The sequence below is a fragment of the Cupriavidus basilensis genome (genome assembly GCF_008801925.2).
Classification (GTDB): Bacteria; Pseudomonadota; Gammaproteobacteria; order Burkholderiales; family Burkholderiaceae; genus Cupriavidus; species Cupriavidus basilensis.
In genome coordinates this window covers 2,619,424-2,638,708 of the sequence record NZ_CP062804.1, presented here as the reverse complement: position 1 = coordinate 2,638,708, position 19,285 = coordinate 2,619,424, and the positions used below count along the sequence as shown (strand labels likewise).

The window sequence follows — 19,285 nt, the reverse complement described above, 5'->3', positions numbered from 1 at the left end:
CTGGACGCGGACGGCAACTACCGGCGCAAGCGGGGCCGCCAGCCGGTATCTGCGCAGGGCGGGCTGATCGCCGCGCCGTCGTGACGCCGCTGCCGCGACTGCCGGCCATACAGTAAACTCTGGCCTCAGCCTCCCCCAGGGCACCCGATACCGGATCCCCGAAGCCCATGCCAAACTCCCCCGCGGCACGCCTGGCGGCCAGTACCGCTGCCAGCCTGCGTTTCGACCTGACTACCATGCGCCTGTTCATCGCCACCGCGGAGCTGGGTGGCATCACGCGTGGCGCGGAGCAACTGTGCCTGGTGCCGGCCGCCGCGTCACGGCGCATTCGCGAGCTGGAGGCCCAACTCGGCCTGGCGCTGTTCGAGCGCCGCCCGCATGGCATGGCGCTGACCGATGCGGGCCGCGCCATGCTGGCGCATGCGCGCAGCTTGATCCATGCCGTTGGCCGGATGCAGGACGACGCCGCCGCGTTCCTGCACGGCGACCGAGGCGTGATTCGGATCGCCGCCTGTACATCGGCCGTGGTGCAGTTCCTGCCCGCCGACCTTGGCCGCTGCCATGCGGCGTGGCCGGACATCAAGGTGGACCTGCAGGAGCTCAACAGCGTGGGGGTGATCCAGGCGGTCAGGCGCGGGCTGGCGGACGTCGGCGTCTTCGAGAGCACGGTCGGGCCGATCGCGTTGCCGACGCTGCCCTATCGCGAGGACCGGCTGGTGCTGGTGGCGCACCACGCGCATGCGCTCGCTGGCCTGGGCAAGGTGACAATCGACGACCTGCTGGCCCATGAAGTGATCGGCCTGACCGAAGGCGCCTCCATCTCCATCACGCTCGGCCGGCTGGCAGTGGCGGCCGGCAGGCCCTTGCGCATGCGCGTTCGCGTGGGCAGTTTCGACAGCATGATCGCGATGATCACCGGACAGATCGGTATCGGCATCATGCCGGCGTCGGTAGCCGCCATGTTCGCGCGCGGCAAGGGGTTCCGGCACCTCACCATCGACGAGACATGGGCATGCCGGCGCTTCGTGCTGTGCCACCAGCCGCAGATGGAGCTATCCTCCGCCGCCCGGGCCCTGATACCGCTGCTGGCGGGGCTGGATTCACCAAATGTGAACGCAGGAACGCCGAAAGGTTGATGGCCGGCGGTGCCTGGTGCCGGCATAGTACGGGGCAGGTATCTAAGCGCGCCCATGACGGCGCGCGACAGCCAGGAGACTCCCCATGCAAACAACTCGCGCGCGGTTGCGCGCGCTCGCCGCAGTGTCCCTGCTCTGGCACTGCGCGCAAGCCTTCGCCGCCTACCCCGACAAGCCTATCCGCGTGAATGTTGGCGCCCCGCCGGGCGGCGGCACGGATGTGGTGGCGCGCCTGTTCGCGGACAAGATGAGCGGCGCCATGGGGCAACCCGTGCTGGTCGACAACCGCCCCGGCGCGGCCAACACCATCGCCGCGGACCTCACCGCCAAGGCGCCAGCCGATGGCTACACGCTGCTGGCCGCGACCAATTCGCCGCAGGTAATCGCGCCCCAGCTGATGCGGCTGAACTTCGACCCGCTCAAGGACCTGACGCCGATCGGCCTGGCCCTGGTGGTCCCGCACGTGCTGCTGGTGGCGCCGCAGGTCAACGCCGACAGCGTGGCGTCCCTGGTCGCGCAGATCAAGGCGCAGCCCGGCAAGTTCAGCTACGCCAGCTCGGGCATTGGCAGCGTGCAGCACATGGCTGCTGAACTGTTCATGAAGGCTACCGGCACGCAGATGGTCCACGTACCGTACAAAGGCAGTTCGCAGGCCCATGTCGACCTGATGGCGGGCCAGGTGCAGATCATGCTGGATACATCGTCCTCGGCCATGCCGCATATCCGCTCGGGCAGGCTGCGCGCGCTGGCTGTGACCACGCCCAAGCGGGCGTCCGCGCTGCCAGACGTGCCAACGCTGCAGGAGCTCGGCATCAAAGGCGCGGACATGAGCACGTGGTACGCGTTCTACGCGCCACGCCAGACCCCCGCACCCACGCTGGAACGCCTGACCCGGGAATTCAATGCCGCCCTGCAACTGCCCGAGGTACAGGGCAAGCTGCGCGGCCTTGGCGGCGATCCCGGCACGCTCTCGCGCGAGCAGTTCATCCAGCTGCAGAGAGCGGACTATGACCGCTTCGGCAAGCTGATCCGAGACCAGAACATCAAGATGGATTAAGTGAATAAAGCCATGGCCACGCTGCCCCGTATTGCACTGTTTATTGGCGACCCCGCCGGCATCGGCCCTGAGATCGTCGCGCGCCTGCTGGCCGACCCGCAACTGCCCGCGCGGGCCAGCGTGGCGCTGATCGCCAGCCGCGCCGCGCTGGCGGCCGGCGCACACGCGGCAGGCGTTGCACTGCCGCAAGCGTCCAACTGGCTGGAGATCATCGACTGGCCCGGCACGGGCGCCACGTTTGCGCCCCGCCAGGCCGCTCGCGAGAATGGCGCGTTCATGCTGGAGGGCCTGAGCCTGGGCGCGCGCATGGTGAGCGACGGCCGCGCGGATGCGCTGTGCTTTGGCCCGCTCAACAAGGGTGCGATGCGCCTGGCTGGCATGCACGAAGAAGACGAGATGCGCTGGTTTGCCAAGTTGCTGGATTACGAGGGCCGCTGCGGCGAATTCAACGTTCTCGACAAACTCTGGACGGCACGGGTGACCTCCCACGTGCCGCTCAAGGAAGTGTCGTCATTGCTGACGCCCGCCGGCATCGACGGCGCGATCCGTATGCTGACCGATGCCTTGAAGGCCGCTGGCAATCCCGCGCCGCGCATCGGCGTTTGCGGGCTGAACCCGCATAACGGCGACAACGGCAACTATGGCAGCGAGGAGGGCGACATCATCGCCCCCGGCATCGAGCAGGCGCGCACCGCCGGCTATCCCGCCGAAGGCCCCTATCCCGCCGACACCATTTTCGTGCGGGCCCGCAACGGCCACCTGGACGGTATCGTCACCATGTACCACGACCAGGGGCAGATCGCGACCAAGCTATTGGGGTTCGAGGTAGGCGTCACCGTGGAGGGCGGCCTGCCCATCCCCGTGACCACGCCGGCTCATGGCACCGCCTACGACATCGTCGGCCTCGGCAATGCCAACGGCGCCGCCATGTCCAATGCCTTTGACCTGGCATGCCGGATGGGCGCGAGCCACCGGGCAGGCAGGCTAGCGTAGAAACGTGGCAGCGCGGCGCGAGGTGCTGCGCCGCATCGATACGCATGGCACCTGGCTCAAACAGCCAATGCCCGTTGGCGTCTTGGTCGACATAAAGAAGGCTCGCGGGCGCTCAGAGAGCAGAGACGCCAGTAAGCCCGGCTTCGGCGCCGGCCAGGATTGGCGTGCGCACGTGGTGAGGCTCTCGTTGATCAGTGGCTCGCACAGCCCGCAAGGCACGATGGGCCGCTTTAGGGTACTACGCCACCCGCTAAGCTTTGTCTGGAAAGGGCTTGCGGGAGATTTTCATATTTCGGGATATGAGCAGAAATATCCATGGAACACCACGCTGTTTTTGCTTCTTGATGTAGTGCCTGACTTTCGCATCCTGTTCCGGGGTCGGGGGAAGACCGCGAAAGGTGCGTTGAGGGTCAATGCCATCCATCATCCGCTCCGAGAGGTTGTCCCGGCTTCAACGTTGGGGCTATCGAACGGATTGCGGCACTGTGGGGTAGCGATCCGTCGCATACAGCCCGCCCCGTCTTTGCGCCAGGTCCGGTCTTAGTGAAAACCCTAGGAAGATCGGGCTTGCTCATGCGCGGAAACGAGATCTAAACTGTTTCATATCGCGAAGATAAGTTCGCAGTCCGAATAAACGGCAGACGTTTGAAGATGTAGTTTAAAGAGGTAATGCGGGGAGAGAGGTGCCGCCACTTGGCGCCCTTTTTAACGCCTAGATTGCGAATAAAAATTCGCAATCCGAATTTCACCTGAATTTGGCGACCAGGCAGCAGTGCCAAGGTCCATCCACCTATCTTGAGCGAGGGCTATCCTCTGTCAGTTCAGCGAATTAAAATTCGCAATCCGAACTCAACCCGGGTTCGAACCGGGCTAGCTGAACTAACAGTGGAGATTGAAATGGCTACCGAGAACACAGTCCGTTCCGCCTCGAAGGCAAGCAGCGCGGGCGACGCATCCAAGAATACGGTGCAGTCGCTGGAGAAGGGCTTCCGCATTCTCGAAGCGTTCTCGGCCCAGGAGCCCGAACTCACCATGGCGGAAGTGGCGCGCCGCTCCGGGCTGGACAATGCCACCGCGTTGCGCTTCCTCAACACGCTGCTGGATATCGGCTATGTGCAGCGCGTGCCGGATACGCGCTTGTTCCGCCTGTCGCTGAAAGTACCGGATCTGGGCTTCGATGCCATCGCTCATTCCGACCTACGCACGCGGGCCAGGCCGATCCTGCGCGCCAAGGGTTACGCGCTGTCGGACCAGGAGACCGTATCGGGCCTCTATGTGGTCGCCGCCCCGGTGCTGGATGTGGATGGCGTGCCGGTTGCCGGCCTGAGCGTGGCGGCGCCGGCCATGAATACCTCGCTTGACGATTTCGAATCGACCATGGCCCCGGCGGTAGTACATGCCGCCATCGAGTTGGCCCGTGCGTTGCAACCCTCCGGAGGATTCACTCCTCCCACTTTGCCCACCACCGTAATGCGCAGTTAGCGCAAGCCTTACCAGGAGACGAACGTGTCTGATATCAATTTCCGCGGCATCATTCCGGCCATCGCAGTGCCCTTCAAAGCGGACTACAGCATCAACGAGCCGGAGCTGCGCCGCTTCGCCAAGTGGCTGGGCGCCCAGGAGGGCGTGACCGCGCTGATGACCAATGGCCATACCGGTGAAGTCTTCTCGCTGACGCCGCGCGAGCGCGCCGAAGTGACCCGCATCACCGCCGACGCCACCCAGGGCATCTGCCCGGTGATCTCGTCAGTGGTCTGCGAAGGCATCAACGACGCCGTGGAACAAGCTGGCTGGGCCAAGGAAGCGGGCGCCGCCGGGCTCGATATCATGCCGCCGCATCACTGGCTGCGCTTTGGCTTCAAGCCGGAGCATTGTCTCGACTACTTCAACGCCATCGGCAAGGCCAGCGGGCTGCCGCTGGTGGTGCATATCTACCCGGCCTGGACCCGTGGCTCCTACTCGTCGGAGCTGCTCGCAGAACTGGCCAAGCTGCCGTATGTGAAGGCCTTCAAGATGGGCGAGCGCGAAATGAACAAATACGCGCGCGACATCAAGGAGATCCGCGCGGCCGATCCCACCAAGGTGCTGATGACCTGCCACGACGAATACCTGCTCGCGTCCATGGTGCAGGGCATCGACGGCGCGCTGGTCGGCTTTGCCTCGCTGATTCCCGGCCTGATCAACGACCTGCTCAAGGCGGTCAAGGCTGGCGACCTGCATGAAGCGATGCGCGTGCAGGCTCTGATCAACCCGCTCAAGGACGCGGTGTACGGCGCGGGCGAGCCCACCGGCGAAGCCCATGGCCGCATGAAGGCCGCCATGGCGCTGGCCGGCATCCTGCGCGATGGCACCGTGCGCCCGCCGACCCACGCGCCGTCGGCCGAGGAACTGGCCGCCATCCGGGCCGCGCTGGCACTGGCCGGCATTACCCAGAAAGCCGCGGCCTGAACCCGCACCGGTCCGGCATCCCGCCGCGCAGGCTGCAAGCGGGGGTAGGGTTGCCGGCAATGCATTCCAAGGGGGCTTTTGTTTTGAAGATGAGCCAATCCATGCAAGACGAAACGAGGCATGCCATTGTCACCGGCGCGAGCTCCGGCATCGGCGCCGCCATCGCCAGACGCCTGCTGTCCACTGGCTGGCGCGTGACCGGTCTTGACCGCGCGCCGGCGGCCGGCGCCGAGGGCTTCACTGCAATCGAGGTTGACCTGACGGATGCGTCGATGCTCGCCGCCGCCGTGGCCGCCTTGCCGCGCGTCGATGCCATCGTCCATGCCGCAGGCTACATGCGAACTGCGGTGCTCGGCGAGCTGAAGCCCGAGGACGGCGAGGGCATGTGGCGCATCCATGTGGAAGCCGCCGCGGTGCTGGCCAACGCGTTGATGCCGACGCTGCCGGACGGTGCGCGCATCGTGCTGATCGGCAGCCGCACGGCGGCGGGCGCCCCGGGGCGCAGCCAGTACGCCGCGACCAAGGCGGCGGTGGTGGGCATGGCGCGCTCCTGGGCCGCGGAGCTGGCGCCACGCGGCATCACTGTGAATGTGGTGGCGCCGGGCGCCACCGAGACCCCGATGCTGAACGACCCGGGCCGCAAGGGCACGCCGCCGCGCACGCCGCCCATCGGGCGTTTTATCCGGCCCGATGAAGTGGCCGGGATGGTGAGCTTCCTGCTCGGGCCGGACGCAGGCGCGATCACTGGCCAGCAGATCGTGATCTGCGGTGGCGGTTCGCTGTAGGGCACCCGGCCGAAATAGCCGAATACCGATTACCCGAAAACCAAAGACACTGGAGACAAGCCATGTCCGTCCGCATCATCGACGTCCGCGAAGTGACGAAGCCGATTTCGTCGCCCATCCGCAATGCCTATATCGATTTCTCGAAGATGACGAGCAGCCTCGTCGCCGTGGTGACCGACGCTTTTCGCGACGGCAAGCGCGTGATCGGCTACGGCTTCAACTCCAATGGCCGCTACGGCCAGGGTGGCTTGATCCGCGAGCGTTTTGCGCCGCGTATCCTGGCGGCCGATCCAGCATCGCTGCTGGACGACGCCGGCACCAACCTCGATCCCAATCGCGTGTGGGCCGCCACCATGTCCAATGAGAAGCCGGGCGGCCATGGCGAGCGCTCGGTCGCGGTCGGCACCATCGACATGGCCGTGTGGGACGCGGTGGCCAAGATCGCCGGCGTGCCGCTGTTCCAGTTGCTGGCCGAGCGCCATGGCGTCAAGGCCAACCCGCGCGTATTCGTGTACGCCGCCGGCGGTTATTACTATCCGGGCAAGGACCTCGGTGCGCTGCGCGCCGAGATGCGCTCCTACCTGAAGCGCGGCTACAACGTGGTCAAGATGAAGATCGGCGGCGCCAGCCTGGAAGAAGACAGCGCGCGCATCGAGGCCGTGCTGCAGGAAATCGGCGCCGACGCGCAGCTCGCCGTGGATGCCAACGGCCGCTTCGATCTCGATACCGCCATCGCCTACGCCAAGATGCTGCGCGACTATCCGCTGTTCTGGTACGAGGAAGCCGGCGATCCGCTGGACTACCACCTGCAGGCCACACTGGCCGAGTACTACCCCGGCGCCATGGCCACCGGCGAGAACCTGTTCAGCCACCAGGACGCGCGCAACCTGATCCGCTACGGCGCCATGCGCCCGGACCGCGACTACCTGCAGTTCGACTGCGCGCTGTCCTACGGGCTGGTGGAGTACGAGCGCACGCTGGAAGTGCTGAAGACCTTTGGCTGGTCACCAAGCCGCTGCATCCCGCACGGCGGCCATCAGATGTCGCTCAATATCGCCGCCGGCCTGAGTCTGGGCGGCAACGAGAGCTACCCCGATTTGTTCCAGCCCTATGGCGGTTTCCCCGATGGCGTGACGGTGATCGATGGGCATATCACCATGCCGGCGCTGCCGGGCATCGGTTTCGAAGGCAAGGCCGATCTTTATGCGGAGATGGCGGCGCTGGCGCAGCCTTGAGGCTCGGAAAACGACGCATCGAACGCTCAAGGAAGCCGGCAGATGCGCCAAGGCCATTTGTGACGCCGACGGCTGTCCCCCCTCTCCCACAAGCAGGTCGCAAGCGGAAGAGTGGAGCAAACCAAACCAAACTAGAACAATAAGACAGCCGCAGCGCGGCGCATCGCTACATGACAAAAGAGGCCGCGCGCCGCAAGCCGCACGCGCCGGCAGTCTTGGCAGGAGACGCAAAGCATCATGGAAATCTTCAACTTCAAGGACACCGCCATCATTGTCGCGATGGTGGTCGTCTATATCGTCTTCACCACCTGGTTGACGGTGCGCTCGCGCAGCAAGACCTCCAGCGAATTCATGGTCGGCTCCCGCGCGATGCCGACCGTGGTGGTCGGTGTACTGCTGATGTCCGAGTTCATCGGCGCCAAATCGACCGTGGGCACCGCGCAGGCAGCGTTCGAGTCCGGCATGGCGGCATCCTGGGCCGTGCTGAGCGCCGCCATCGGCTTTCCGTTGTTCGGCTATTTCCTCGCCAGCAAGCTGTACAACTCAGGCGAGTTCACGATTTCCGGCGCCATCTCAAAACGCTATGGACGCTCCACGCAGGTAGTGGTGTCGCTGATCATGATCTATGCGCTGTTGCTGGTGAACGTGGGCAACTACGTGAGCGGCGCCGCAGCGATTTCCACCGTGCTCAAGATCAACCTGCCGACCGCCGCGCTGGTGACCGCCTTCGTCAGCACCTTCTACTTTGCCTTTGGCGGCATGAAGAGCGTGGCCTACGTCTCCATCCTGCACAGCGGCATCAAATATATCGGCGTACTGATTGTCACCGCCGTGGCGCTGCACCTTGCCAAGGGCTTCGCGCCGATGCAGCAGGCGCTGCCGTCGTTCTACTTCACCTGGGACGGCCATGTCGGCGCCTCCACCATCGTCGCGTGGATCATCGGCAACGTGGGGGCGATCTTCTCCACGCAGTACATTATCCAGGCCATTTCCTCGACCAGGAGCGCGGACGCCGCCCGCCGCTCCACCTATGTGGCGGCGGCACTGTGCATCCCCATCAGCTTCGCGCTCGGCATCATCGGGCTGGCCGCGCGCTACCTGCATCCGGACCTGGACAGCCTGTACGCGCTGCCGGTGTTCCTGCAGAGCATGAATGTGTGGCTCGCCGGCTTTGTCACGGTATCGCTGGTGGCCTCGATCTTTATCGGCGTCAGCACGGTTGCGCTGGCCATTTCGTCGCTGGTGGTGCGCGATTTCTACGTGCCGTACTTCAAGCCCACGCCGGAGAAGGAATTCCGCGCGACGCGCGTGCTATCGCTGTTTATCGGCTTCCTGCCGCTGATCTTCGTGTTTTTCGCGCCGGGGCTGCTGCACTTGTCGTTCTTCACGCGGGCGTTGCGGCTGTCGATCTCCATCGTCGCGGTGATTGGCTTCTACCTGCCGTTCTTCAATGGCAACCGCGGCGCCACGCTGGGCCTGCTGGGGGCGGCCGTCACCACCACTGCCTGGTACCTGATGGGCGACCCTTACGGCATCGATAATATGTACGTCGCGCTGGTGACGCCTGCCGTCGTCATCTTTATCGAGAAGCTGTTTCACTGGCGCGAGACGAAGGAGCCGGACGGTTATGGCCGTTCGACCTGAGTCCTGGACGGGACGCGCCCCTGGCCTGACGGTGGCCGCTGCGGCACGCCTTGTTCCGCCGTCGTCAGCTGGCGCAGCGTTTCCAACAGCGGAGAACTGTACGGTAAAGATTGACCCATTTGCCACGGATTTTCACCTACGTCTCGTCGCCCCGCCAGGAACGACCAGCGGATCTCGCAAACCGATCCCAGCGCTTCACGACCTCCGGCGTGAAGCGTTCCGGGCAGGTTCATTGCCCGAGAGTGTCGACCATGTCCTCGCACATGCGTTGGGAATTTCGGCGCGCACAGCCGCGCCGAAGCCGTGTTCCTGGCGATGCGATCGGGGTTGTTTCGTGTGGAACCTTGGTGCCGCTAGTAAAAGGTGCTACGCGGAATTACGGGATAGGAGAGTTCGAAGCGATGGGAGTCACTGCGTGATTCAGGGATCAGTCTGACGGCTGAGTTCGGCCACGAACGGCCGGTCATTCGCGGCTGCGCGAAGCGCTGACCGGCTCACGACGGGTGGAGGTCGCTTTCCAGCCAACAAGGGTGATTCGCTCGCGCTTATGCTCGGACGTTCGGGCGGCGGCTCTGCACCTTTAACCGGCCATCCGGTTCTCCATGAGCCTTAACCTGGTCGCCCGCGTCTTCAGTCGCTAGGGTAAGCGCCTGCGCAGTCAACCGTTTGGCCACTCACTTGATCTTCACGACGACCTTGCCCTTCGCGCGTCCCTCGGCCAAGTATTCAAGCGCTTCCTTCGCTTGCTCGAACGAAAAAACCCTGTCGATCACCGGACGAATGCGTTCCGACTCGAGAAGTCCTCCAATCTCGGCGAGTTGGGCGCCGTCGGGACGGACGAATAGAAATGAGTAGGTGACGTCCCGTTTTCTTGCAAGACGCATGATTTTTCGGCTCATCAAGCCGAACACGAACGTTAGAAAGAAATTCAGGCGTCGTGCGCGTGCGAACGCTGCGTCCAACGGACCGATGAGCGAGACAACCTTGCTCCCTGGTTTGAGAATGCCGATGGCTTTCTCGATCGCATCGCCCCGCAGTGTACCAAGCACGACGTCGTAGCCCCGCAGCACTCTTTCGAAGCTCTCCTTCTTATAATCGACCACCTCGTCTGCGCCCAGCGTGGTGACCAGTGGAACATTACCCGTGCTGGTGGTCGTTCCTACCTTGGCACCAAGGTACTTTGCTAGCTGGATCGCGAACGTACCGATACCGCCCGACCCCGCAGGGATGAACACCTTCTGGCCAGCTCGAACATTGGCACGCTCCTTCAATGCTTGCCACGAGGTGAGGCCAACCATCGGAACGGAGGCGGCCTGCACAAAGTCGAGCTTGGCCGGCTTCGGTGCGGCAACGCTTTCCGGCACCGCCGCAAATTCGGCGATCGAACCTCTGCCAAGATCGAAGAGACTGGCAAAAACGGCATCGCCCGGCTTGAAACGCGTCACGCGACTGCCAACCTCAACCACCACGCCAGCAATATCGCTGCCTAGCGTGGCCGGTAATTCGAACTTCAGGACAGGCTTGAACGTGCCCGCCGGAATCATGTTGTCGATGGGATTCAATCCTGCCGCGTGGACTTCCACCAGCAACTCATCCGCCTTTAACGTGGGGCGCGGAACGTCGGCGAATCCGATCTCAGGTGACCTGCCATAGCGTTTAAATGTAAGTGCGTTCATGTTGCTCTAATTCCAATGGGGGTGTTGCCAGGAACGCCAGCGCCCTTGACACGAAGTCGGCGTGATACTGAAAGATGCCGCCATGGCCGGCTTCTTCGTAGATGACCAACTGCGCATGGGGAATGCGCCGGGCCATGTCGCGACTCAGCGTGGTGGGCACCATGATGTCATTGTCGCCGTTGGCGATCAGGACAGGCATGCGCAGGCCGGAGAGATCCTGCGGCTCGTGCTGGCCCCAAGCCTTAATCGCCTTGAGCTGGCGCAAGAAGGCGCGGGGTGTCGGTCCCCTGTCGCGATCGACGCGGCGCTCCTTCAGTCTTTTCAGGAAGGCGCTTGCCGCCTGCCGGCCAATGGCCGTAGGGGTGAAGAAGAGATAGGTCTTGGGGTCGCGTAGCGTCAGCAGGCCCTTGAGTATCAGCGGCCACGACACCGCACCGACACGATCGATGCCCTGACCGCCCGCGGGACCCGTGCCTGTAAGGATGAGCTTGCGCACAAGGGCAGGCGCCTTCAGGGCCACGTCCTGTGCCACGAAACCGCCAAGCGAAAAGCCGAGCAGATCTACTTGATCGAAACCCATCGCGCGGATCACCGCGCTCGTGTCGCGCGCCATCTCGCCGACGGTTACCGACGCGGTGCCGCCGGACAAACCGATTCCGCGATAGTCGATGGCAATAACGTGGTGCTCACGAGCCAGGCCATCTACGATGCGCGGGTCGAAGTTGTCCAGCACGGCGCCCCAGTGGTTAAGGAGGACCAGCGGGGTACCGCCATGCTGTCCCAGTTCGCGATAAGCGAACGTGGTTCCGCACACCTCTACTAGCTTGGTCTGAGCGTGGGCATAAGAAGCCTGCGGCGCTTTGAAGTTCATGGTCGATTCTCGTCGGGGGTGACGCCCGGGTCATTGTGGCGGTCAGGCTTCGGGCCGATAGCGTTCGGCCACCTCGGCTTGTCGAATGTCCGATATGAGCCCTTGACGCGCGCCATCCAATGCGTCCCAGCGCGCCGCTACGTGCAGCGGCGGGATAGTCACGAGTTCGCGGCGATCGAAGCCGACCAGTGCCGCATCAACCAGTTCGCCGACTTCCATCACCTCGGGTAGCGTATTGACGTCGATGCCGGCGCGCCCCCATATTTCCGTGCGGGTCGCCGCCGGGAGCACCGCCTGCACGTAGACGCCGCTGGGCGACAACTCGAGGTTCAATCCCTGCGACAGGAACAGCACAAACGCCTTGGTGGCGCCGTAAATTGACATGCCGAACTCGGGCGCGAAACCCACCACCGAGCCGATGTTGACGATTGCGCCGGTACCCGACTCCAGGAAGCGCGGAGCGGCGGCGGCGGCAAGCCGCGTAAGCGCCGTCGTGTTGAGCGTGATCAGGCGTTCGATTCCCTCAGGCGTCTGCTGCACGAAGCCGCCCGATTGAGCCATCCCGGCGTTGTTGATCAGGATGCCTATGCGAGCATCCTCGCGCAGACGAGTCTCGACCCTGGCAAGGTCGGCGGGCTGGGTGAGGTCGGCCTGCAGCACTTCCACGGCCACCCCACTTTCTTCACGCAGCCGCGCGGCCAGCGTTTCGAGGCGCGCCTTGTCGCGGGCAACCAGCACAAGATCGTGGCCGCGGCGGGCGAAGCGCTCGGCGTAGGTGGCGCCGATGCCGGAGGAGGCGCCGGTGATGAGAACAGTCGGAAGCGTGGTCATGATAATTTCCTTTTCAAGGCGGTTCGGACGCGGACGCAAGCAGCGCGCCTCAAGCGGTGATGGACGGGTAATCGGTGTAGCCCGCAGCGCCGCCACCATAGAGCGTGGCGAAGTCGGGCTGGGCCAGCGGGGCGCCGGTCTTCAGGCGTTTGACCAGGTCGGGGTTGCTGATGAAGGCACGGCCGAAGGCAAACAGGTCTGCCTTGCCCTCGTTGAGCCTGGCGGTGGCGAGTTCCAGGTCGTAGCCGTTGTTGGCCAGGTAGGTTTGCCTGAAGTGGCGGCGCAGCGCGTCGTAGTCAAACGGTGCGACATCGCGCGGGCCGCCGGTCGCGCCCTCGACCACGTGCAGGTAGACGATGCCCAGCGCGCTGAGCTGCCCGGCGATGTAGTCGTACTGGGGCTGAGGGTTACTGCTCGAAATGCCATTTAACGGTGACACAGGCGAGATGCGCACACCGGTGCGATCGGCGCCGATTTCTTCAACAACTGCAGCGACGACTTCCAGTAGCAGGCGCGCACGGTTCTCGATCGAACCGCCGTAGGCGTCAGTGCGCTGGTTGGCCCCGTCTTTGATGAACTGCTCCAGCAGGTAGCCGTTGGCACCGTGAATCTCCACGCCGTCGAAGCCGGCAGACATGGCATTGGCCGCGGCTCGACGAAAGTCGTCAACAATGCCCGGCAGTTCGTTGAGTTCGAGGGCGCGCGGCTGCGACACGTCGACAAAACCGTTGTTGACAAAGGTCTTCGTCGCCGCGCGGATGGCCGAAGGCGCGACCGGCGCAGCGCCGTCAGGCTGGACATCCACATGCGAAACACGCCCGACGTGCCAGAGTTGCGCGAAGATGCGTCCCCCCTTCGCATGCACAGCCTCGGTGACCATGCGCCAGCCGGCGATTTGCTCAGGTGTATACAGGCCCGGGGTGTCCTGATAGCCCTGGGCCTGGGCTGAGACTTGCGTAGCCTCAGTGATGATCAAGCCGGCCGAGGCGCGCTGGGCGTAGTAAGTGGCGGCCAGTTCGGTGGGCACTAGCCCCGCGCCTGCGCGATTGCGGGTCAGCGGTGCCATGACAAAACGGTTGGCGAGTGTCAGGCGCCCAAGGGTGTAGGGCTCGAAAAGCGTCTTGTCGGTCATTTTGCGTCAGCCTTTAGGGTTGGAATTGCGCTCAATGATGATGACCATAATCTTAACTGTCAAGGTTTTGATGACGATTAACATCAATGTACAATGGAGACTTCGCAGACATGAACCCACCGTGGTCAGGAAATGAAGATCACCAAGGCACAGGCACAGGCCAACCGGGAGCACGTTGTCGCGACGGCGTCCAAGATGTTTCGGGAACGTGGCTACGACGGGGTTGGCGTTGCCGATCTGATGGCCGCAGCCGGCTTCACCCACGGCGGCTTTTACAGACAGTTCAGCTCCAAGGCCGAACTGATGGCGGAATCGGCGGCCTGCGGCATCGCGCAGACGGTGGCACTGAGCGCGGGTGTAAACGCCCCAGAGTTCGTGCAGCATTACCTTTCTCGCGAGCACCGCGACACCCGCGCTACCGGTTGCACAATGGCCGCACTAGGCGGGGATGCCGCGCGTCAACCAGAAGCGGTTCGGACCGCGTTCGCGGCTGGCATTGAGAGCCTGCTGGCTGCGCTGACGCCCGAGGACACTCTTTCGGACGGAGCCGATCCGGGTCGGACGCGAGCCCGGTCTCTCGACACACTGGCGCACGTGGTGGGCGCCATCGTCATGTCGCGTGCCTGTCCGGACGACTCGCCGCTGGCCGACGAAATCCTGGCGGTTTGCCGCGACGCGATCCTCGCGTCACTGAGCGTGTCCACAACAGCAAACACTTCTTCGCATGACCGGCACACTTCTGGCGTTCAGCGACCTGCCGATCGCCAGAACGCCAGCGGCGACAACGGCAAGCTGGCCGCCAGGACGATAAAGAAGGCCAAATAGGCGGCCACAACCTGCGCAGAGACAACTCCATGGCGGGGCCGCGCAGCCCATTTGCATGAAGCCGAACGGGACCGGGGCGGCGCCTGCCTTCTGCCCGAACGGCGGCAGCGCGATTGCGGTGCCCAGCGGATGAACCTGCCCGTCCCGGCCGGAAACACTATCCGTTCCGCCGAGAAGTAGTAGGCGTCCGCCCAGCCGCTGATGAGCCAGCCCGTTTACACGCGATAACGAGCGGCGGTTGCTCTCTGGAAGCGGCCGTTGCAGCGGGGCGGTCTGAACGGCTGTTCGGGGTCGTAAGGCGCCTGTCGGCTCCTCTCAACTTGGTCTTCGTGACGATTGGACTTGAGCGGCCGGTTGCTCGCGGCGGACTTTGCATAACGGCCTGCATCGGGCTCCCCAGCCTCAGCCGGAGCCTGGGGAGGTATCGTGCGCTCCCACCATGTGCGGGACTCAATCACTTCGGAGCCACGCCGCTTTTAGTCTAGACGCGGCAACCATAGCGCGATTCGCCAGATCTTCTGCCGTCAGGGAATTTCACCCTGTACTCCTTGCCGGCTAGCCGGCAAACACTGTATATTTATACAGTTGTCGTCGCCTCCCGGAAAAACTGGCTCCTGGAGTCAAGCCCGTGCGGCGCCTGCGCTTTCTCCCCCCACTTCGAAAGGCAATCATGTTTGTGGACCGCACCGAAATCATCAACGCCGCCAAGGCACTGCGCGCCAGCCAGGAAGAATCCAGGTACAGCAAGCTAGTCGCGCTCGCGAACAAGCAACTCAAGGCAATGCAAACGGCAATTCAGAAGGGCAAGGAAGAATTCGAGACCAGGCTGGTACTCGACATCAACGAAGACAATCCGCAAGCAGCGCTGGAACCGCGCGCGCAACGGCTAGCCGACGACCTCAGAACGCAGGGCTATACCGCCACGGTGACCACGTTTGCCGAGGTCAGCACCGACCGCAAGAACTGGACGCCGAATATCACGGTCGTCATCGGTCTGGGCGACATAGTTTCCGAAGGCGACAACGCGATAGCGGAAAGCAGGGTGACCGACGAAACGGAAGTCGCGCTGGCTGGCGAAGCTGTCAGTGAGTTTGCCTGACAACAGGCGGGCAATCCGAGATAAGGGCGTGCCGTTGCAGGATGAAGCGCTTCTCGCTCGGGTGCGGGTGCCTTGTATTTCACATCTGATGTGGCCCGGCGGGTTGCGGGTTGTGGGTTTCGGCCGCCTACTGTGGTCGTCAGCGTCCGGCCATTGGGAGCCGCTCGTTCGAGGAGGTCAGGATCAATCCAGATTGTGCCGGGCCGCAAATTGCGACGTTGGTCATCAGCGCCTAGCCCAGCTTGTGCCGGGCAAATCGGGCATCGAGGTCATGCGGTGGGCGCGGGAGACGTTCGCCGACACGCTGCCCATCGTCATGATGACGCAGCACGACGGCGAAGACGATATCGTGTTCGGCCTCAACCAGGGCGCCGACGACTACCTGATCAAACCGCTGCGCGAGCGTGAACTGATCGCGCGCGTGAGCGCGCAGGCGCGCAAGTACTACCCGGAGACGCAGCGCGCGAAAACAGTCGAGATCGGCAAGTTCGCGCTCGATATCGGATCGCAGGTCGCGACCGTGGACGGTAAGCAGGTGGCGCTGTCGCAGCGTGAATTCGACCTGGCGTTGATGCTGTTCGAGAACGTGGGCCGGATCGTGTCGAAAGACGTGATGATCAAGCGGATCTGGGGCGGGGTAGACCGCAAGTATGACGCGACCCTAGCGACCTACGTGAGCAAGCTGCGCTCGAGTCTCGTGCTGAGGCCGAAGAATGGTCTTGTGGTGTCGACGATCTATAACTACGGGTATCGGTTGGAGCGGGCCTGAACAGCCCAGGTAACGACCGGTGCGCGCCGGATCCGGCGAGCCAGGTGCCTTGCCATTTCGGGGTTGCCTTACCAGGAGCAGGCGATCGAGCTTGGCCACCGATGCGCGGCGCGCGCTGGAGTTGGCAGATTTCGATTGCGGTCGCTGGATCGCAAATCAGGCAGGCTTCAACCAACAGGCTTCGACGCCGCTAGCGCCGTTGGCTAAAGCGGCAATCGTCACGTCGACGGCAATCTATGCACAGAAAGCCGGATTCGATGACGCCGAGGTCAAAGCGGCGCTCGCCCTGGAGACGGTAGGGGAGGCTCGCGCTTTCATTGATCGCTTATCGCCCAAAGTACCGCGGCACGCGTTCTCGCGGGACCAGGTCAATGCCAATAACTTTTCTTATCAGCATGAGGATTCGGAATGCAAAATTGGCCGGGTCAAGATTGGGTCAAACGGATTTCCAGCGAAATCAACGGCTAGCGCTAGCGCTAAGGCTAGGTTGGTCAGCCGCAGCAGGAGCGCCGCCGGCCGGGTTACGTGTTCGTTGCCGGTACTGCCCGATCGCCTCGTAACGGGCCAGCAGAAAGTTCGGAGAATCGTTGCTCGGCGTGATGCGGGAGGATGGTCAAGGTTCCGATACGGAGTGGTTCGGAACGATGGATACATCCGAATCCCCTATCGGGCGCGGCCCATGGCTCCGATACCGTGTCCATTTCACCGCTTGGAAGATGGACGACAACGAGTTCTTCAGTCCATCTTACTTGGCTCGGTGCCGAATTCCGGGGATGCTGCGTGGGATCAGCAGCGGCCCCGTGGGCATTTCTCAGGCTGGATCGCTGTGAAGCCAGATGGCTCTAATCGAGGCCCATGCCGCTCGTGCCGCCGATGATCACAACCTTTTTACCTTCAAAAATCGGCAGGACCCTGTGGACGCCCATGTAGCTCCGCAATCGCCTGTCGATTGTGGTCACTGCGACCATTTTGCCGCGACCGGCGTCGCTTCAAGACGCCGCGCTAGAAGACACTGGATATGACCAGCCGATTCCAGAGACGTTGACGACGGCCTGCCACGCGGCTTCTTGGTTAGCGCCATCGTGGATGTGTGGGTGGCGCTGCGCCTCAATCGGGCCTGTGAACTTCCCTTGAGCCGAGGCGAAGAATTGGCCTGAGACGTCGGTTCCGAACTCCGACGCCTGGAGGTACCGACGGGCCGCTGTCTCCGGCGTCTGATTCATGCCGGGAATGAGGTTAGCGATCGGGATAAACAGATACTTCAACGCCGGGCCAGCGTTTCGCGCCACCTTGGTGCCGGTCGCCGCACCGGGCGAGACAGCGTACACGGCCATGCCGGAGGGAAGCCGGCGCGCCAGGGCCGCGACCCACCAAGCGATAATGAGCTTCGCGTCGGCATACGCGTTGTTGGGCACGTACTTCACGTTCGGCCCATTGCGCAGCAGGGCTTCCATAGCAGCGGTCAGGTCGCCCTGGTGGTATTTGGCAGCGAGTGCCTCCACGTAGGTGTATCTGAACAGGGGTACGCCCCCTCGGGCAGGTTCCGCGCTGGCGATAACGATCCGCGCGTTGGGGCTCAGCAGGTTGGCGCGGAGCAACCCGACGGTCAATTGATGATGGCCGATTAGCGGGGCCTGAGAAGCCTCGACGCCCGCAGCGGTGAGCACGCGCTTATTACCTGGAACCATCCCGGCATTGAGCAGCAGGAAATCGATCGGCCGACCTCGCTTGACGAGGTCGGCGAGGGCGGACTGAACGCTGGACGGCGTGTCCAACTCCAACTCCAGCGGCGTGAAGACCTGTCTTTCGGCTTCCGCCGCGAGCTGAGCGGCAGTTTCCTGGATCCGGACCAGGCTGCGCCCGGTGACGATGATCTCGCGCCAGCCCTCTCCGGCAAGAATGCGGGCTGCTGCATGACCAAGCCCGGAGGTGGCGCCGGTGACGAGAGCGATCGAATGTTCCATGGACATCTCAGTGATGAAGGGGGAAGGTGGAGTCGCGAGGCCACGCGAGGCCGCGGACGGCTTGCTAATTTCGAACTATTCGGTTATATATTCGTGGGATAAACGTTGTCAAGGAGTTTTGAACCAAATGATTCAAAATACCGCCAGGTCGCGGGGCCGGCCGCGCAGCTTCGACGAGACGGGGGCGCTGGAAAAGGCAACTCAGGTGTTCTGGTCGAAAGGCTACGACGGAGTGACGATTGACGATCTCGTCGCCGGGATGGGTGTGGGACGGCCGAGCCTGTATGCCGTCTTTGGGGACAAGCGGGCGATATTCTTGCGCGTCCTTAAGGCGTACGCAGAACGGAAGGGCGAGTCAGCCGCGAAGGCACTCCTCTCGCCACAGAGTCTGCGCGACTCGATCGAGGGCTTTCTGCGGTACGCCGTTGAAAGTGCGACCGAGAAAGGGTCGGCCCGGGGCTGCCTTCTGGTGTGCGTCGCCCCGCTTGTGAACGACGCTGAGGTTCAGCGGTTTCTGCAGAGCTCGGTCGCGGGCGGCGCGGCGCTGGTGGAGCGCCGTTTCCGGGACGGGATCAGCGCGGGAGAAATCCCATCTGACTTTCCCGTAGCCGCGCGCGCAACCCAAGTCACGGATCTAGCGCGTGGGCTGACCATGCGTGCGCAGTTAGGCACGCCGCGCAAGACGCTCCTCAAAGATGCTGAGGAGGCGGCCGACTTGGTGCTCCAACCGCGTCATGGAAACGCGGCGCCGGAAAGTTGACGCCGGCGTTAAGGCGTTGCGGGGCAGCAGGCTTTGATAGTTGCGCGCTTCGCGCAGCCC

At 63.5% G+C, this 19,285-nt stretch carries 17 protein-coding genes and 1 pseudogene; 12 read left to right on the top strand and 6 right to left on the bottom strand.

What is annotated here, in order from left to right:
* Positions 1-167: 167 nt before the first annotated feature.
* The 8 genes from F7R26_RS32665 (at position 168) to F7R26_RS32630 (ending at position 9,298) form a co-directional block, all read left to right on the top strand.
* Positions 168-1,136, top strand: a complete 969-nt coding sequence (locus F7R26_RS32665) for a LysR family transcriptional regulator (protein WP_150991044.1) — start codon at positions 168-170, stop codon at positions 1,134-1,136.
* An 85-nt stretch (positions 1,137-1,221) separates the two neighbouring features.
* Complete coding sequence (locus F7R26_RS32660; protein ID WP_150991046.1) at positions 1,222-2,193, top strand: Bug family tripartite tricarboxylate transporter substrate binding protein; 972 nt, start codon at positions 1,222-1,224, stop codon at positions 2,191-2,193.
* A gap of 12 nt (positions 2,194-2,205) precedes the next feature.
* Positions 2,206-3,186, top strand: a complete 981-nt coding sequence (locus F7R26_RS32655; RefSeq protein WP_150991048.1) for a 4-hydroxythreonine-4-phosphate dehydrogenase PdxA — start codon at positions 2,206-2,208, stop codon at positions 3,184-3,186.
* 897 nt (positions 3,187-4,083) lie between these two features.
* The gene (locus F7R26_RS32650) at positions 4,084-4,668 is read left to right on the top strand and encodes an IclR family transcriptional regulator (RefSeq protein WP_150991050.1); all 585 of its coding nucleotides are present in this window, start codon (positions 4,084-4,086) and stop codon (positions 4,666-4,668) included.
* Positions 4,669-4,692: 24 nt separating this feature from the next.
* On the top strand, positions 4,693-5,634 hold the full coding sequence (locus F7R26_RS32645) for a dihydrodipicolinate synthase family protein (RefSeq protein WP_150991051.1): 942 nt from the start codon (positions 4,693-4,695) through the stop codon (positions 5,632-5,634).
* 101 nt (positions 5,635-5,735) lie between these two features.
* Positions 5,736-6,419, top strand: a complete 684-nt coding sequence (locus tag F7R26_RS32640) for an SDR family NAD(P)-dependent oxidoreductase (RefSeq protein ID WP_416351350.1) — start codon at positions 5,736-5,738, stop codon at positions 6,417-6,419.
* 62 nt (positions 6,420-6,481) lie between these two features.
* A complete protein-coding gene (locus F7R26_RS32635; protein ID WP_150991055.1) occupies positions 6,482-7,654 on the top strand; it encodes a mandelate racemase/muconate lactonizing enzyme family protein in 1,173 nt (390 codons plus the stop codon).
* Between the two features lie 237 nt (positions 7,655-7,891).
* The gene (locus F7R26_RS32630; RefSeq protein WP_150991057.1) at positions 7,892-9,298 is read left to right on the top strand and encodes a sodium:solute symporter family protein; all 1,407 of its coding nucleotides are present in this window, start codon (positions 7,892-7,894) and stop codon (positions 9,296-9,298) included.
* 139 nt (positions 9,299-9,437) lie between these two features.
* Here F7R26_RS32630 and F7R26_RS42020 read toward each other — a convergent pair.
* The 5 genes and pseudogenes from F7R26_RS42020 to F7R26_RS32610 all read right to left on the bottom strand — a co-directional run.
* Positions 9,438-9,518: pseudogene (locus tag F7R26_RS42020) on the bottom strand (IS6 family transposase); the annotation flags it as partial.
* A gap of 454 nt (positions 9,519-9,972) precedes the next feature.
* The gene (locus F7R26_RS32625) at positions 9,973-10,974 is read right to left on the bottom strand and encodes an NADP-dependent oxidoreductase (protein ID WP_150991059.1); all 1,002 of its coding nucleotides are present in this window, start codon (positions 10,972-10,974) and stop codon (positions 9,973-9,975) included.
* On the bottom strand, positions 10,955-11,845 hold the full coding sequence (locus F7R26_RS32620) for an alpha/beta fold hydrolase (RefSeq protein ID WP_150991061.1): 891 nt from the start codon (positions 11,843-11,845) through the stop codon (positions 10,955-10,957). Before F7R26_RS32620 ends, F7R26_RS32625 begins: the two co-directional genes overlap by 20 nt.
* Before the next feature lie 42 nt (positions 11,846-11,887).
* On the bottom strand, positions 11,888-12,676 hold the full coding sequence (locus F7R26_RS32615; protein ID WP_150991063.1) for an SDR family NAD(P)-dependent oxidoreductase: 789 nt from the start codon (positions 12,674-12,676) through the stop codon (positions 11,888-11,890).
* Between the two features lie 49 nt (positions 12,677-12,725).
* Positions 12,726-13,808 carry an alkene reductase gene (locus F7R26_RS32610; protein ID WP_150991065.1) on the bottom strand — a complete coding sequence of 361 codons (1,083 nt, stop codon included), beginning with the start codon at positions 13,806-13,808 and terminating at the stop codon, positions 12,726-12,728.
* 132 nt (positions 13,809-13,940) lie between these two features.
* Between F7R26_RS32610 and F7R26_RS32605 the strand changes: the two genes are divergently transcribed.
* The 3 genes from F7R26_RS32605 to F7R26_RS32595 all read left to right on the top strand — a co-directional run bounded on the left by F7R26_RS32605 (position 13,941) and on the right by F7R26_RS32595 (position 16,501).
* Entirely contained in the window at positions 13,941-14,633 is a 693-nt protein-coding gene (locus F7R26_RS32605; protein WP_150991067.1) for a TetR/AcrR family transcriptional regulator, read from the top strand.
* 670 nt (positions 14,634-15,303) lie between these two features.
* Positions 15,304-15,732, top strand: a complete 429-nt coding sequence (locus F7R26_RS32600; RefSeq protein WP_150991124.1) for a hypothetical protein — start codon at positions 15,304-15,306, stop codon at positions 15,730-15,732.
* Between the two features lie 28 nt (positions 15,733-15,760).
* Positions 15,761-16,501, top strand: a complete 741-nt coding sequence (locus tag F7R26_RS32595; RefSeq protein ID WP_241754619.1) for a response regulator transcription factor — start codon at positions 15,761-15,763, stop codon at positions 16,499-16,501.
* 989 nt (positions 16,502-17,490) lie between these two features.
* Here the strand turns inward: F7R26_RS32595 and F7R26_RS32590 are convergent.
* Positions 17,491-18,465: an SDR family NAD(P)-dependent oxidoreductase gene (locus F7R26_RS32590; RefSeq protein WP_150991069.1), complete on the bottom strand. Its 975-nt coding sequence runs from the start codon at positions 18,463-18,465 to the stop codon at positions 17,491-17,493.
* A gap of 127 nt (positions 18,466-18,592) precedes the next feature.
* Here F7R26_RS32590 and F7R26_RS32585 point away from each other — a divergent pair, with 127 nt between their 5' ends.
* Positions 18,593-19,225, top strand: coding sequence for a TetR/AcrR family transcriptional regulator (locus tag F7R26_RS32585; protein ID WP_150991071.1), 633 nt, complete (start codon positions 18,593-18,595; stop codon positions 19,223-19,225).
* Positions 19,226-19,285 lie beyond the last annotated feature (60 nt).

Coding starts and splice junctions, on each gene's coding strand:
- F7R26_RS32665 (WP_150991044.1), top strand. CDS start 168: ATGCCAAACTCCCCCGCGGCACGCCTGGCGGCCAGTACCGCTGCCAGC.
- F7R26_RS32660 (WP_150991046.1), top strand. CDS start 1,222: ATGCAAACAACTCGCGCGCGGTTGCGCGCGCTCGCCGCAGTGTCCCTG.
- F7R26_RS32655 (WP_150991048.1), top strand. CDS start 2,206: ATGGCCACGCTGCCCCGTATTGCACTGTTTATTGGCGACCCCGCCGGC.
- F7R26_RS32650 (WP_150991050.1), top strand. CDS start 4,084: ATGGCTACCGAGAACACAGTCCGTTCCGCCTCGAAGGCAAGCAGCGCG.
- F7R26_RS32640 (WP_416351350.1), top strand. CDS start 5,736: ATGCAAGACGAAACGAGGCATGCCATTGTCACCGGCGCGAGCTCCGGC.
- F7R26_RS32635 (WP_150991055.1), top strand. CDS start 6,482: ATGTCCGTCCGCATCATCGACGTCCGCGAAGTGACGAAGCCGATTTCG.
- F7R26_RS32630 (WP_150991057.1), top strand. CDS start 7,892: ATGGAAATCTTCAACTTCAAGGACACCGCCATCATTGTCGCGATGGTG.
- F7R26_RS32625 (WP_150991059.1), bottom strand. CDS start 10,974: ATGAACGCACTTACATTTAAACGCTATGGCAGGTCACCTGAGATCGGA.
- F7R26_RS32620 (WP_150991061.1), bottom strand. CDS start 11,845: ATGAACTTCAAAGCGCCGCAGGCTTCTTATGCCCACGCTCAGACCAAG.
- F7R26_RS32615 (WP_150991063.1), bottom strand. CDS start 12,676: ATGACCACGCTTCCGACTGTTCTCATCACCGGCGCCTCCTCCGGCATC.
- F7R26_RS32610 (WP_150991065.1), bottom strand. CDS start 13,808: ATGACCGACAAGACGCTTTTCGAGCCCTACACCCTTGGGCGCCTGACA.
- F7R26_RS32605 (WP_150991067.1), top strand. CDS start 13,941: ATGAAGATCACCAAGGCACAGGCACAGGCCAACCGGGAGCACGTTGTC.
- F7R26_RS32600 (WP_150991124.1), top strand. CDS start 15,304: ATGTTTGTGGACCGCACCGAAATCATCAACGCCGCCAAGGCACTGCGC.
- F7R26_RS32590 (WP_150991069.1), bottom strand. CDS start 18,465: ATGGAACATTCGATCGCTCTCGTCACCGGCGCCACCTCCGGGCTTGGT.
- F7R26_RS32585 (WP_150991071.1), top strand. CDS start 18,593: ATGATTCAAAATACCGCCAGGTCGCGGGGCCGGCCGCGCAGCTTCGAC.